The sequence below is a fragment of the Syntrophotalea acetylenivorans genome (genome assembly GCF_001887775.1).
Taxonomy (GTDB): domain Bacteria; phylum Desulfobacterota; class Desulfuromonadia; order Desulfuromonadales; family Syntrophotaleaceae; genus Syntrophotalea_A; species Syntrophotalea_A acetylenivorans.
Window position 1 is genome coordinate 33,572 of record NZ_CP015519.1, and the last position, 13,681, is coordinate 47,252.

The window sequence follows — 13,681 nt, forward strand, 5'->3', positions numbered from 1 at the left end:
TCTGATAGGTCCACTGGTGTGAAAGGTTTATGTTCTAACCCGGCCTTTCGATAGATTCTCGCGAACATTTCATCAGTAGCGGGGCAGATCAGCTTGGCTATTTGAATCGCTACTAGAAGCCTAGATGTCGGGTCCCAGATGATTCCATCAGCAGAAAAAGCTTCCCGTTGTTCCTAGCTCGGGATATGCTTTTTGACATTCTCTGCTGTGAAATCTGAAGGAGTCCGACATGACGATTCGGTTACACGCGAACGCAACGACAACACCTAGGATACGACGCTATATCCAACAGTCCCAAAAGACGGATAAAGCCTTGGCCAAAGAGCTGGGTATCTCTATTGATACGGTTCGTCGTTGGCGAAAGCGCGACGACGTTCATGACCGTTCTCATACAGCTCACAGGCTGAATACGACTCTGAGCGAAGCCCAGGAAGCTGTTGTTGTCGAACTGCGGCGATCTTTGCTCCTATCCCTGGATGATCTGCTGGTGGTCACCCGGGAATTTATCAATGCCGACGTTTCCCGCGCAGGACTGGACCGCTGTCTGCGCCGGCATGGTATTTCTCGATTGGCCGATCTGATCCCCCAAGAGGAAACGGCCAAAGACAAACCCAAGACTTTTAAAAACTACGACCCGGGTTTCGTTCATGTCGACATCAAGTACCTGCCGCAAATGCCGGATGAAACTTCACGGCGGTACCTGTTTGTGGCCATCGACCGCGCCAGCCGCTGGGTCTACTTGGAGCTGCGCAAAAGCAAGTCGTCCCAAGCCGCTACGGGTTTTCTAAACCGTCTGGTAAACAAAGCTCCGTTTGTGATCCGCAAACTGCTGACCGACAACGATAAGGCCTTCACGGATCGTTTTAGCACTGCCGGCGAGCGAAAGCCGACGGGAAAGCATATATTTGACCAAGCCTGTGTGCGACACGGTATCGAGCATCGGCTGATTCCACCCCGTCGCCCTCAGACCAATGGCATGGTGGAGCGTTTCAATGGCCGCATCAGCGAAGTGCTGGCAACGACCAGGTTCAATTCCGCTGAAGACCTGGAACAAACCATGCTGCGTTATGGGTATTTATACAATCAGCATATCCCCCAGCGGGCCTTGGAACATAAAACCCCGGTAGAGGCTCTAAAACAGTGGCAAAAAAGGAAGCCGGAACTTTTCCATAAACAGGTCAGGAATCATGCGGGACCTGACACCTAGACACTAAGGGTTTTGCTGAAATGACGCCAACCCTCAAATGCGGCCGTGTTGTAATCAGAGACAACTTTCTGGATACCTCGGACACATAGATACAACACGGCCCAACCTGTTTGAAACAGGTTGGGCCGTTCGATGTTCTAATCGTAAAATTTCACCACCTGATTCGTGGGTGTATAGCCAACCGAAGACAATTCAGTATCGAATCAACCTTGATTCAACTAGTGCGTTGCCGTAGCCTCATTCCAATCACTCCGACGATGCCGACACCCAATAAAAGCACCGTGGACGGCTCAGGGACTGGGGAGGTTTGTACGGTTGTCACGCTTGCAAAAAAACTCTGAGTGCCATATCCAGGCGCGGTATATGCGGATTCAAACAGGTTTGTTGTTACTACAGTCCAATCATTGGGCAACAAAGGAATTAGGAAGTTGAAATGGGTTGCCAAATCGGGGTTTGTTTCAAAAATGGCATTCGGGTCCTGGCCATTTAGCAGGTAATAGCCCAGACTGTTATCATGGGTGAGAACATTGACATCACCGTTCGATATTAAGTGAGTGAAAGCGGTACTAAAAGTATTATCTGCATTCCATATCAATTCATTGGTTGCTGTTGAATCGAGTACTGCAGTTTCATTCCCCGTCAAGGTCTCAATCCCTGTATCCAACCCAACCATGGTGTTTACGCCAACCTGAAGAGGCGCGGCAAACACATTGGACCCAGTAAGATTGACGTAAAGGCCAGGTAGTGTGGACCCGACTGAGGCGGCACCGCTGTTATTGGAGTGACCGGATACGATGGGAATAGTTAAATCATCGCCCGTGCCGTACAGGCCATCTTCTCCGGGTGAAAGGGTGCTAAAAGTTGAGTGCTCAAAAAATGAAAGTGTAGTTGTGGTGGCCGAAGCATTGCCGCTCAGGAAAAAGATAGCAATGAAGAGAAAAAGTTTGAACAGATTGAGTTTAATGTGTTTGTGCATGATCCTAATCCTCCTTTTTTGGTGATCAAATCTTTTTAGCATAATTTGTGCCATCTAAAATTCCCTTTTTAATTCTGGTGTTTTTAATATGCCAACAGTAGGAGTCAGCAGAGTGTTAACATTTCCGACACTTTGAGATACAAATTTGGCCTCATTTGACGTCGAGCATTGATTCATTTCTAAAGACCCCTTTTTGATTATTTCAGGGACCTGTATTGGGATAATGATTTTGAGCAAACGCCAAGCTTAAATGCCTAATGGGACCTAAACAAGTTGGTCGTGTAGGCCAATAAGAAGGGTAGGCTTATGTTTGCTTTAGTTCTTATTGCCTGGGCGGAAGGTTGGAAAGGTACCGTCATCATTTATCCTATGACATTTTTTAGTGTTGGGAGGCACGGTTGCTATCAACCTATTATTATTGATATAAGGATTAATATATTATTGATTTCGATGCGTGAAAACGGCCGATTGAGGTACCTTGGCTTTTTAAAGGAGTGACATGATGCTGGTGAAGAAAAAAAATAACCGTTGGTCGGTATTGGGCAGAGTCCTTCTTGTCCTGCTTTTACTAGCTGCTCTATTTAGCGCGATGCGTTTCCTGGGGGTTCAGGATTTGTTGCGCTCGGCCTTGGATTGGGTCGCCGGTGTGGGTGTTTGGGGCATGGCGATTTTTCTCTTGCTTTATGTTTTGGCAACGGTGCTGTTTTTGCCCGGTTCAATACTGACCCTTGGTGCCGGGGCGCTATTCGGGGTGCTTAAGGGCTCGATCATCGTTTCGATATCGGCGACTTTAGGTGCGACAGCAGCCTTTCTGGTGGGGCGCTATCTGGCACGCGAATGGGTGGCAAGGCGTATCTCCGGGAACCCAAGGTTTCAGGCTGTCGATCAAGCGGTCGCGCGGGAAGGATGGAAGATCGTTGGCTTGACTCGGTTGTCACCGGTATTTCCTTTTAATCTTCTCAACTATGCCTTTGGGGTGACCAGCGTTTCTCTCAGGGACTACTTCTGGGCGTCGTGGGTTGGTATGTTGCCCGGCACGGTGATGTACGTTTATCTCGGTTCTCTGGCCGGTGATCTTGCTCTGCTTGGAACCGAAGAACAAAGCCGTTCTCCCTTTGAATGGGGGTTGTATCTCGTCGGTTTGTTGGCAACCGTTGCCGTCACCATTTTCGTGACCCGTCTGGCGCGGACTGCTTTGGCCAAGAAAGTCTAATAGTGTCGTCCCTTGTCGGAAGAAGGGCAGACCAGAACCAATTTTACCGCCCGTTCGATTCTCTCATTCGAGAACGCAGAGAGCGCAAAGGAAACCGGAAAATCGTGGTTGCTCTATCTCTGCGACCTCGCGAAATCTGCGGTTAATGTTTTTTGAAGTTTAATTTGTTGGCGCGGGCAGAGCATTACCCGCCGTTCTTATAAACACGGATTGATTATGACTTTTGACCCCCAAGCCTGGAAGCGCTTTGAACATGATGGCACCCCTATCTATGTGCGTGCTGACCGGCCGAGTTGGTTTGTGCCTAACCGGGCCGGTGATGAGTTGCTGCAACAACTTAAAGAAGGTGTCTGTGACAATGCCGATCCGTTGGCAATGCGTTTTTTACAGCGATTACCTGAAGACTCCGGCCAGCCTTATCCTGGCCGGGCCGTCCTTTTGGGTCGACCGCAGTTGCGGGAACTTTGGTTTCACCTGACCAACAACTGCAACCTGAGTTGCCGGCATTGTATGTTTGCTTCTGCACCGGGAGATGGAGCGCAACTGAGCGCCGACCTGGTGCAGGAACTGGCGACTCAGGCCCTCGATGAAGGTTGCCGGGTCTTTGCCCTGACCGGCGGTGAACCCTTGATGCACCCCGATTTTCGGTCCATCGTTCGGAGTTTGTTGCAGCCCGACAATACTCATGTGGCGCTGCTGACCAACGGTCTTCTGTTACGCCGGTTTCTCGATGATGAAAACTGGGACTTTAACCGGTTGCACCTGCAGATCAGTCTGGACGGTCTGCAGGTCGCTCACGATCGGCTTCGGGGCCCTGACGCCTTTGCCCGGCTGAAAGAGGAGTTGCTGTGGCTCAAAGAACGGAAGATCCCCTTTACTCTTTCCATGTGTGTGACGACTGACAACTTGGCTGATATGTCCGGAGTGATCGATTTTGCCGCTGAAGTCGGTGCGGGCAATGTCCACTTCATGTGGTATTTCATTCGCGGACGGGGTGCTGCTGAAGGCTTTGCCCGGCCTGAAGAGATTTTCCAGCAGCTAGTCAAGGTGAATGCCCGTGCTGAAGAGCAGGGTATCGTTGTCGATAATTTAACCGCCTTGCGCAGTCAGGTGTTTGCTCCCGGAGGCACAGTGCACGACGGAAGCGGTTGTGGTTGGGAGTCTGCGGCTGTGGGTGTCGATGGGCAACTCTATCCTTCGGCGGCCCTGGCCGGTCTAACCGAACTGGCTACTGGGCTTGAGTCGGGGCTGAAATCAGCTTGGCAGGAAAGCCCCGTGTTGCAGACAATTCGCCAAACCACGGCGGCCGGGCTCGATTCTCAATGGCGCTTGCTGCTCGGTGGTGGCGATCTGGATCACAGTTATTTATATGGCGGATCGTTTATCGGTGACGATCCTTACACGCCTCTACATGAGCAGTTGGCCCGTTGGCAGGTCGTTCGCGAAGCTGCCCAACAGAGCGACGAGGGGCCGCCGCGGTTGCGGTTGAAGATGGGGGATGTTCTGGAAAGTTGCGGTGCTCACGGAGCGGTGGCTCTGGTCCATTCCAACTGCCTGTTGTCTCTAGCTCAGTCGGACAGTCGGACCGTGGTGCAGGAATTTTATCGCGACGCCGCCGATGAGACCAAAGAGGATATTCTCAACCCGGTTTGTTACGATCCGTCTCTTATCGATCATATCCCCGCTGAATATCGTTTCCGTGGCTATGGTTGCGGTAGTCCGGTGCTCGATGCGAACCTGCAGTGCGGTGAAAGGGTGGTCGACCTCGGGTGCGGCCGTGGGGTCGAGTGCTTCATCGCAGCCCGGCAGGTTGGTCCGCAGGGATCGGCCGTCGGAATCGATATGCTCGATAATATGCTGGCTCTGGCGGGGCAGGGGGCCGTTGCTGTGGAGGAGCGCCTCGGCTATAAGAATCTTGAATTTCATAAAGGGTTCCTTGAAAGCCTGCCACTGATGGACCAGACAGCCGATGTGGTGTTATCCAATTGCGTGATGAATCTGTCGGCGCATAAACGCAGGGCCTTTGCCGAGATTTACAGGGTATTGAAAGCAGGCGGTCGTCTGGTGATATCGGATGTTGTCTGCGAACAGGAACCGTCGGCTTCTTTGCGCAATGACGAACTGCTGCGTGGGGAGTGTATCGCCGGGGCCCTGACGCAGAAGGATCTGGTCGGTATTCTCGAAGAGTCCGGGTTTATCGCGATTCGGCTGATCAAACGTTTTCCCTATCGGGTGGTCCAGGGTCACCCTTTCTTTTCCCTGACCTTTGAAGCGTTCAAACCGAATCCGACTGAAGCCGTAACGATTCTCTATCGAGGCCCCTTTGCAACGGTGATCACGGATGATGGGCAACAGCTGATCCCCGGGCAGGTGACGAAAGTCGATCGACAGGTTGCTGCCGCAGCCGGTGACAGTCTCTTTCAGCTTGACAGACAAGGTGCGGTGACCAATCTCGAGCTGGGATCCTCGTGTTGTGCCCTGCCAAAGGAGACTGACGTAGTCCCGGGCGTCGATTCACAGGAAGACCGTTTTCGCTCCGGCTGTATGGTTTGCGGCAAAGATATCCGGTATCTTGACGGAGAAGAAGAACGTCGGTGCAGTTATTGCCAAGAAATAATGTCGGCCAGCGCTGTTTGTGAGCAGGGTCATTTTGTTTGCGATCATTGTCATGCGGCGGATGCTTTGCAGGTGATAGAGCGGTTGGCTTTGGCCAGCACCGAGACCGACCTGCTGAGCCTGTTCGAAAAAATCCGAAGCCATCCAGCCATCCCTGCTAATGGTCCCGAATATCACGCCCTGGTGCCGGCCGTAATCCTGGCTGTTTACCGCAATAGCGGCGGCGAACTAAGAGATGAAGAATTGATTGCCGGGTTGGGAAGAGGGACTCAGCTGGCCGGCGGCAGTTGTGCTTTTTGGGGAGTTTGTGGCGCCGCGGCCGGAGTTGGGATCGCCTTCAGTCTGATACTCAAGGCCAACCCCCTCGATGGCCCGGCTCGGCAGCTGGTGCAGGAGGCCAGCCAGCAGGTACTATCCGAGATTAGTGCTCTGCCGCTGGCTCGCTGTTGTCGTCGGGACTGCTGGCTGGCTTTGAAAAAGGCGGCCAAGATCTCCGGTACGGTGCTGTCCGTTACACTGAAAGCCGATGCCCTTATTGCCTGTGATCAGATAGAAATTAACCGGGAATGTGCAGGTGCCCAGTGTCCCTGGTTCCCCGTTCCCGAATGAACAAAAAAGGCCCGCCGGGGGGCGGGCCTTTAAAGAGAAATTGTTATAACTAGTTGACCGAAATCAGCTCCACATCGAAAATCAATGTGGCGTTGGGGCCGATCATCGGCCCGGCGCCTTTTTCACCATAGGCCAGCTTGGCGGGGATAAACAGCTGCCACTTGGCCCCTTCTTTCATCAGCTGCAGTCCCTCCGTCCAGCCGGGGATCACGCCTCCCACCGGAAAGGTTGCCGGTTTGTTGCGCTTGTAGGAACTGTCGAACTCGGTGCCATCCAGCAGGCGGCCACGGTAGTTGACCGTCACTTTATCGTCGCGCCCCGGTTTTTTTCCGGTGCCCTTGCTGATGATCTTGTACTGCAGGCCGCTCATAGTGGTCTTGACACCCTCTTTTTGGCGATTTTCCGCCAGAAAGGCTTTGCCTGCCTGTTCATTGGTTTCCGCCATCTGTTTTACCTGTTGCTGCTGCTGGGCTATCATCTTTTTTTGCAGATCCATCATGGCCTGCCGCATCTCGTCTTCGCTGAGGGCGGTGGTGGAGCCGGATAACGCATCCTTCATGCCGCGCATCAGTGCGTCTGGGTCGATGTCGAGTTGCTTCTGGCTAAAATCCCGGCCGATGTTATAGCCCAGGCTGTAACTGACTTTTTGTTGCTCGCTTTGAACCGGTGGTTGTTCCTGGGCACAGGCGGTAGGGGCGAGCAGCCCCAGACAGGCCAGTGCCAGCAGTGTGTTTTTCATTGGGAATCCTTTCCTGGTGTGAACTGGTTCGGAGCCTTTCTACTAAAGCGGCTCACTGGTTGCAACAGTTTGATAGCTAGACATTTATTCGCCTCAGCTATTTTAGAGTAATCCGCTGATTAGGCAACGTTTTTCTTTGTCTCGGCTGACAGGCAGCCATTCAAGCATGAGCAATGTTGCCCGAAAATTATTCAATCCCGAGAAAGGAGTTGCACTTTATGGAGATTATTTATCAACCGATTGGAATAATTCATACCCCCTTTGCTGTACGGAAAGGCACGCCGATTCAACCGGCCGCTGCCGCTGGAGCAGTGGGTCATATTGAGATTGCTGAATGCTACCGGGCGGGTCTTAAAGATCTGGACGGTTTCTCTCACCTGATTCTGCTTTATCATTTTCATCTGTCCAGCGGTTACGAGATGGAAGTAACCCCCTTTCTCGACACCCAGCCTCGGGGCTTGTTTTCCACCAGGGCACCAAAGCGGCCTAATGCTATCGGTTTGTCGGTGGTGAGATTGACGGCTATCCATGACGGGATATTGGAGGTGGCGGATGTCGACATGCTCGACGGTACGCCGTTACTCGACATCAAACCCTATGTGCCGCAACTCAATCCGGCGGAGGTGGAACGAATAGGCTGGTTTAGTGGAGCCGTTACCGACTTGCAGGGCCGTACCGCCGATGAACGTTTTCGCTGATTTGTGACCTGGTCTCACCATGGGAATCTTATTGACGCTGATGTTCAGTTTCGCTATATTCATCTGGATATAACGAGCGGGTGGTGTCAGCACGGTCAGTAAGAGTGCTTAGCACTTCTCTTTCTTAATTTCAATGCAGAGTAAAGGAGCATTTTATGAAGAAGTTGCTGGGAGTCTTACTGGTACTGGCCCTTGGGGTCTTCAGTTACAGCTTTTTGCTGGCGGATAATGATCAGCCGAAACCTGCGGGAAAGTTGGTTGTCTTTCATGCCGGAAGTTTGTCCGTCCCCTTTGCCGCCATTGAAAAGCAGTTCGAGGCCAAGTATCCGCAGGTCGATGTGTTGCGTGAGTCGGGCGGCAGTACCAAGATGGCCCGCCTGATCTCCGAGGTTGGCAAGGCCGCCGATATCATGGCTTCGGCTGATTACAATGTTATCGACAAGTCGCTCATTCCGGATCATGCCGCGCTCAACATCCGTTTCGCAACCAATCAGCTTGTTCTGTGCTATACCGACAAGAGCAAATTCGCCAACGAAGTCAGCGCCGACAACTGGACTGAAATCCTGCAGCGTCCGGAGGTGGTATGGGGTCATTCGGCTCCCGACCTCGATCCCTGCGGCTATCGTAGCCTGATGGTATTGCAGCTGGCAGAGAAATATCTGAAACAGCCGGGCCTGTACGAAAAGATTATCGCTAACCGTCCGCTGAAAAATGTTCTTCCCAAGGCGAAACAACTTGTTGCTCTGTTGAAAAATGGTGAAATGGATTATGCCTGGGAATACCGTTCGGTAGCGGTTCAGCACGGTCTTAAATACGTGACCTTACCCGATGAAATCAACCTCGGTAACTACCTGCACAATGATTTTTACAAGCAGGCCACCGTGGAAGTCAGCGGCAAAAAACCGGGTACTACCCTCACCCGTGTCGGTAAATCGATTACCTACGGTGTGACCATTGTCGATGCGGCTCCTAACAAGCCCGCAGCCGAAGCCTTTCTCGCTTTTATGCTCGATCCCGAAGGCGGCCTGAAAGTACTTGAGGAGATGGGTCAGCCGCCTTTCGTGCCGGCTCGGGTCCCCACAAAAGAGATGCACGCACTGCTGCCAGCTTCACTGAAACCGTTGGTCGAAATAAAACAGTAATCCGATGCAAATGGGTTCCGCACAACAAGGGGTTGGCGAGCGTCGAAGACTGTCGCTCGGCAGCCCCTTTCTATATCTGACCGGTTTCTGCAGTTTTACCATTCTGCTGTTTATCGTGCTGCCCCTTTACCGGATGGTTTCTCAGCCGACCATAGCCAGCCTGGTAGAGACCATCCGGGACCCAAAGGTGTTTTCGTCCATCTGGCTGTCGATCTATACGGCAATGGCTGCAGCCCTTATTTCCTTTGTGTTCGGTACTCCGCTGGCTTATCTGCTGGCTCGCCACGACTTCCCAGGTAAAAAGCTCGTTGAGAGCATCATAGACCTGCCGATTATGATCCCCCATCCGGTGGTCGGTATCGCTATCCTCAGTCTGCTCGGCCGCGGTCATTACCTGGGTCAATTGATGGCCAAGGTCGGCCTGCATATCATGGGCAGTGTCACCGGCATTATCGTGGTCCTGACCTTTGTCGGTTTGCCTTTTTATATCAATTCTGCCAAGGCGGGGTTCGAGAGTGTGCCGGTACGGCTGGAGAACGTGTCCCGCAGTCTCGGTGCCGGCAGGGCCGCTACATTTTTTCGAGTAACGGCGCCCTTGACCTGGCGGCACATGCTCGGCGGTTTCATCATGTGCGCCGCCCGTGCGGTTAGTGAATTCGGGGCGGTGGTCATTGTGGCCTATCATCCCATGATCGCGCCGGTACTTATGTATGAACGTTTCACTGCCTACGGCCTGAAATACTCGCAACCGGTCGGCGTGTGGCTGATCCTGGTCTGTCTGCTGTTGTTTACCCTGCTGCGGCTGGTTTCCCTGCCGCGAAAGGTCGAGCGATGATTCAACTCGATGAGCTGACCATTGCCCTGCCCGGCTTTACCGTGCAGGATATTTCGCTACAAGTAGCTGCCGGGGAGTTTTTTGCCTTGCTCGGACCAACCGGTTCCGGCAAAACGGTGATTCTTGAGGCGATTGCCGGTTTGGTTAAAGTAACTCAAGGCCAAATCAGGGTGGATGGAAAAGAGTTGACCCATCTGCCGCCGGAACGCCGACGCATCGGTATTGTCTATCAGGACTATGCCCTCTTCCCCCATTTGACGGTGATGGAGAATGTTCGCTTCGGCTTGCGCTATCACGGTATCGACCCGGTCGAAGGTCAACAGCGGATAGATCATCTGATCGAGTTGCTCGGGCTGCAACGGATCGTGCAAAGGCGCCCGTTGCACCTCAGTGGCGGCGAAAAGCAACGGGTCTGTCTGGCTCGGGCCTTGAGCGTCAATCCTCAGGTACTTCTCCTCGACGAGCCATTGTCCGCTCTCGACCCCAACTTTCGAGACGAAATCCGGCGGGCCCTTAAAGACCTGCACCGCGAGCTGGGTATCACCTTTATGATGGTTACCCATGATTTCAACGAAGCCCTGTGTCTCGCCGACAGGGTAGGGGTGATCCGGGAAGGAGTCATGGAGCAGGTGGGGACCACCGAAGAAGTTTTCGAACAACCCGCGACCCCTTTTGTCGCTAATTTTGTCGGGATGAAAAACGTTTTCGAGGGGCGTTTTACCGGTGAATTTGCCGAGTTCGGCGGTTTGAGTTGTCCCTTGCCGTCATCGAACAGCGGTCGTTACCTGGCTCTGCGACCGGAGGACATTGTCCTGGCTAAAGTGCCCCTGTCCGATGTTGACTGTCAGGTGTTTCCCGGCGAGATCGCAAAGATTGTTCCCCTCGGTTTTGTCCATGAAATCAGTGTTCGTTGCCAAGAGGCCGAATTTGTTACTTATCTTGATCGTAAGGCCCTATTTAATAACGGTTTCGAAGTAGGCGATACGGTCACTCTTGGTTTCAATCCAGCGGTCGCTCACGTCTTTTAAGCTTAATTACCGCCGAGAGCGCCGAGTGCGCAGAGAAAAGATTTAGAGTCAACAGGGATTTCTTTGCGACCTCTGCGGTGAAAGCTTTATGTTTTCCTAAAGGAGTATATGCCATGCTCAATATCCTTCGTGCCATTTTCGTAACCGTGCTGTTTTGCTGTTTAAGCCTGCCCGTTACGACGCAGGCCGAAGTCACCGGCAAACTGCGGATATTTCATGCCGGTAGTTTGACCGTGCCTTTTGCGGCCATGGAGAAAGAGTTCGAAGCTCGTTATCCCGGCGTCGATATTCAGCGCGAACATGGCGGCAGCACTCGCATGGCGCGGCTGATCTCAGAAGTGGGCAAGCCCGCAGACTTGATGGCCTCTGCCGATTTTCAGGTCATCGATAAGAGCCTGTTGCCGGACCTTGGGATCGGCAATATCCGTTTTGCCACCAACGAGTTGGTGTTGACTTACAGTGAGCAGAGTAAGTTTGCGGATGAAATCAATCAGGACAACTGGTTCGAGATACTCAGTCGGCCCGGAGTTTCTTTCGGTCACTCCGACCCCAATATCGATCCGGGCGGATACCGTAGTATGATGGCCATGCAATTGGCGGAGAAGTATTATCAGCGGCCTGGCCTTTACCAACTCCTGTTGGCGAACAGACCTTTGGGCAATATGCGGGGAAAATCGGTGAGTTTAACTGCCCTGGTGCAAAATGGTGATCTCGATTATGCCTGGGCTTACCGCTCCATCGCTTTGCAGCACGGTTTGAAATTCGTCAGCCTGGACGAACATGTCAATCTGGCTAATCTTGATTATGACGCCTTTTACCGGCTGGCGCGGGTAACAGTGACCGGTGAACGCCCCGGGACCTTCTTTGATCGCGAGGGACGGTTTGTCGCTTACGGCATTACGCTCCTGAAAGATGCGCCTAATCGTAAAGCCGCCGTAGCCTTTCTGGATTACTTGCTCGATCCCGAAGGTGGCCAGAAGATTTTGGCCAGTTTCGGTCAACCTCCATTCAACCCGCCCTTCGTGCCCACGGAACAAATGCGCGACCAATTCCCAATGGAAGTGCAAGCCCGGGTCATCGTTCGGCAATAGTTTAAATCGTTTATGGTGTTGTATTGCTTGGGCGCCGCCTTCCCTAAGGGGAGAGCGGCGCCCATTTCGTTTGGCAGTTCGACTAACTGCTCCTCAAGCATAGCTTACGGTCTTTTTGGCGGGTAGCGGGATGTTGGCAATGCTCCGTTTGCATTCTAGGGGGAATTTGGCTTATTATGTCCAATTATGGGTAAAGCCAGAGGACAGAGAAAGTCTCGCAATGGCGGCCCGGTAAACAATGGATCACGATTAAAACCCGTATGCGTAATCCGTAAGGCGTAAAGGGTTTTAACGGTTACGGCTTACAACTTTCAATAGGAGTAGATATTCATGGCAGATGCTATCAAGGATGGGGATATCATCAAGGTTCATTACACCGGTCGGCTCAAAGACGGTGAGGAGTTTGATTCTACCAGAGATCGAGATCCTATGATCTTTGTGGTCGGTGTGGGGCAGGTGGTCAAGGGATTCGATCAGGCTGTGCTTGGCATGTCCGCCGGGGAGAAAAAGACCATCCATCTCGCTCCGGAACTGGCTTATGGTGTACAACAGCCGGAAAACCTGCTGGAGTTCCCCTTGGCCGGCATGCCCCATCTGCAGAGCATGAAAGTCGGCATGCAGCTTAAGCTGCCCTTGCAGGGAGGTCGCGCGGTTTCCGCCAAGGTTGTCGAAGTGACCGAGGAGGTTATCCGGCTCGACGCCAATCATCCCCTGGCCGGCAAAACCCTGACCTTCGACCTGGAAATTGTCGAAACTGGCCTTGATCCCGCTCGGTTGTATGCCGAGGCGGTGGAAGGCAAGCAATAATCATCGGCTTCTAAGGATTTAATTCTTCGTCTCAGCAGCCGATCTGATCTATCGAAGAAAGACAACTGCGTGCCGACCTTTTCGTCAGTGCGGACCGCAAGCCCATGCCTGTGGTTTAACCGAAAAATCAAGGAGAAACTGAATGTCTGAAGCAATCAAAAACGGTGATACCATTACCGTCAATTACACCGGCAAATTCGAAGACGGTAACGTTTTCGATTCCTCCGAGGGCAAAGAGCCCCTCAAGTTCACCGTTGGCTCCGGTCAGTTGATCAAAGGCTTTGACGATGCTGTTATCGGCATGGTCGCCGGCGACAAGAAGACCGTTACCCTGGCCCCCGCCGATGCTTACGGCGAGCTTCAGGACGGCATGATCATCGATATTCCCAAGAGCCAGATCCCCGAGGATATGCAGCTGGAAATCGGTCAGCGTCTGCATCTTCGCGATCCCCAGGGTCAGCCTGTGCCTGCAGTGGTAGCCGAAATTACCGAAGAATCGGTCAAGATGGACGCCAACCATCCCATGGCCGGCAAGACCCTGGTCTTCGATCTTGAGATTGTTGAAACCGGTCTTGAGGCCGATGCTCCTTCCTGTGATGATGGCGGCGAAGGCGGCCATGTCTGCACCGGTTGCGGCAAGCACTAAGCAGTAAGCAATAACTAGTTACAACTAAAAAGCCGGATTCCCTGTACATGGGAAATCCGGCTTTTTTTACTTGT

12 protein-coding genes are annotated in these 13,681 nt (G+C 52.7%); 10 read left to right on the forward strand and 2 right to left on the reverse strand.

Annotation, left to right across the window (positions count from 1 at the left end; translation table 11 throughout):
* Nucleotides 1-229 precede the first annotated feature (229 nt).
* Nucleotides 230-1,207, forward strand: coding sequence for an IS481 family transposase (locus tag A7E78_RS00170; RefSeq protein WP_072282374.1), 978 nt, complete (start codon nt 230-232; stop codon nt 1,205-1,207).
* 214 nt (nt 1,208-1,421) lie between these two features.
* Here the strand turns inward: A7E78_RS00170 and A7E78_RS00175 are convergent, their stop codons facing one another.
* A complete protein-coding gene (locus tag A7E78_RS00175; RefSeq protein WP_158516044.1) occupies nt 1,422-2,183 on the reverse strand; it encodes a PEP-CTERM sorting domain-containing protein in 762 nt (253 codons plus the stop codon).
* 502 nt (nt 2,184-2,685) lie between these two features.
* On the opposite strand from A7E78_RS00175, the gene A7E78_RS00185 reads away from it, so the two are divergent.
* Together A7E78_RS00185 and A7E78_RS00190 are read left to right on the forward strand one after the other, a co-directional pair.
* A complete protein-coding gene (locus tag A7E78_RS00185; RefSeq protein WP_083553171.1) occupies nt 2,686-3,396 on the forward strand; it encodes a TVP38/TMEM64 family protein in 711 nt (236 codons plus the stop codon).
* 216 nt (nt 3,397-3,612) lie between these two features.
* A complete protein-coding gene (locus A7E78_RS00190) occupies nt 3,613-6,621 on the forward strand; it encodes a DUF5714 domain-containing protein (RefSeq protein ID WP_072282378.1) in 3,009 nt (1,002 codons plus the stop codon).
* 49 nt (nt 6,622-6,670) lie between these two features.
* On the opposite strand, the gene A7E78_RS00195 is transcribed toward A7E78_RS00190, so the two are convergent.
* A complete protein-coding gene (locus A7E78_RS00195; protein ID WP_072282379.1) occupies nt 6,671-7,360 on the reverse strand; it encodes an FKBP-type peptidyl-prolyl cis-trans isomerase in 690 nt (229 codons plus the stop codon).
* 218 nt (nt 7,361-7,578) lie between these two features.
* On the opposite strand from A7E78_RS00195, the gene tsaA reads away from it, so the two are divergent.
* From tsaA to A7E78_RS00230, 7 genes are all read left to right on the forward strand, one after another.
* Nucleotides 7,579-8,058, forward strand: a complete 480-nt coding sequence (gene tsaA, locus A7E78_RS00200; protein ID WP_072282380.1) for a tRNA (N6-threonylcarbamoyladenosine(37)-N6)-methyltransferase TrmO — start codon at nt 7,579-7,581, stop codon at nt 8,056-8,058.
* Between the two features lie 155 nt (nt 8,059-8,213).
* Nucleotides 8,214-9,200: a tungstate ABC transporter substrate-binding protein WtpA gene (wtpA, locus tag A7E78_RS00205; RefSeq protein WP_072282381.1), complete on the forward strand. Its 987-nt coding sequence runs from the start codon at nt 8,214-8,216 to the stop codon at nt 9,198-9,200.
* A 4-nt stretch (nt 9,201-9,204) separates the two neighbouring features.
* Entirely contained in the window at nt 9,205-10,035 is an 831-nt protein-coding gene (locus A7E78_RS00210) for an ABC transporter permease (RefSeq protein ID WP_201258015.1), read from the forward strand.
* Entirely contained in the window at nt 10,032-11,063 is a 1,032-nt protein-coding gene (locus tag A7E78_RS00215; protein WP_072282382.1) for an ABC transporter ATP-binding protein, read from the forward strand. Before A7E78_RS00210 ends, A7E78_RS00215 begins: the two co-directional genes overlap by 4 nt.
* 113 nt (nt 11,064-11,176) lie before the next feature.
* Nucleotides 11,177-12,154, forward strand: coding sequence for a tungstate ABC transporter substrate-binding protein WtpA (gene wtpA, locus A7E78_RS00220; RefSeq protein WP_072282383.1), 978 nt, complete (start codon nt 11,177-11,179; stop codon nt 12,152-12,154).
* A gap of 330 nt (nt 12,155-12,484) precedes the next feature.
* On the forward strand, nt 12,485-12,961 hold the full coding sequence (locus A7E78_RS00225) for an FKBP-type peptidyl-prolyl cis-trans isomerase (RefSeq protein ID WP_072282384.1): 477 nt from the start codon (nt 12,485-12,487) through the stop codon (nt 12,959-12,961).
* A 142-nt stretch (nt 12,962-13,103) separates the two neighbouring features.
* Complete coding sequence (locus tag A7E78_RS00230) at nt 13,104-13,607, forward strand: FKBP-type peptidyl-prolyl cis-trans isomerase (protein ID WP_072282385.1); 504 nt, start codon at nt 13,104-13,106, stop codon at nt 13,605-13,607.
* The last annotated feature ends 74 nt before the right edge of the window (nt 13,608-13,681 follow it).

What these genes read in the sequence shown, in the direction of transcription:
- A7E78_RS00175 (WP_158516044.1), bottom strand. Translation starts at nt 2,183, where the DNA reads ATGCACAAACACATTAAACTCAATCTGTTCAAACTTTTTCTCTTCATT.
- A7E78_RS00190 (WP_072282378.1), top strand. Translation starts at nt 3,613, where the DNA reads ATGACTTTTGACCCCCAAGCCTGGAAGCGCTTTGAACATGATGGCACC.
- A7E78_RS00210 (WP_201258015.1), top strand. Translation starts at nt 9,205, where the DNA reads ATGCAAATGGGTTCCGCACAACAAGGGGTTGGCGAGCGTCGAAGACTG.
- A7E78_RS00215 (WP_072282382.1), top strand. Translation starts at nt 10,032, where the DNA reads ATGATTCAACTCGATGAGCTGACCATTGCCCTGCCCGGCTTTACCGTG.
- tsaA (WP_072282380.1), top strand. Translation starts at nt 7,579, where the DNA reads ATGGAGATTATTTATCAACCGATTGGAATAATTCATACCCCCTTTGCT.
- A7E78_RS00170 (WP_072282374.1), top strand. Translation starts at nt 230, where the DNA reads ATGACGATTCGGTTACACGCGAACGCAACGACAACACCTAGGATACGA.
- A7E78_RS00230 (WP_072282385.1), top strand. Translation starts at nt 13,104, where the DNA reads ATGTCTGAAGCAATCAAAAACGGTGATACCATTACCGTCAATTACACC.
- wtpA (WP_072282383.1), top strand. Translation starts at nt 11,177, where the DNA reads ATGCTCAATATCCTTCGTGCCATTTTCGTAACCGTGCTGTTTTGCTGT.
- A7E78_RS00195 (WP_072282379.1), bottom strand. Translation starts at nt 7,360, where the DNA reads ATGAAAAACACACTGCTGGCACTGGCCTGTCTGGGGCTGCTCGCCCCT.
- wtpA (WP_072282381.1), top strand. Translation starts at nt 8,214, where the DNA reads ATGAAGAAGTTGCTGGGAGTCTTACTGGTACTGGCCCTTGGGGTCTTC.
- A7E78_RS00185 (WP_083553171.1), top strand. Translation starts at nt 2,686, where the DNA reads ATGCTGGTGAAGAAAAAAAATAACCGTTGGTCGGTATTGGGCAGAGTC.
- A7E78_RS00225 (WP_072282384.1), top strand. Translation starts at nt 12,485, where the DNA reads ATGGCAGATGCTATCAAGGATGGGGATATCATCAAGGTTCATTACACC.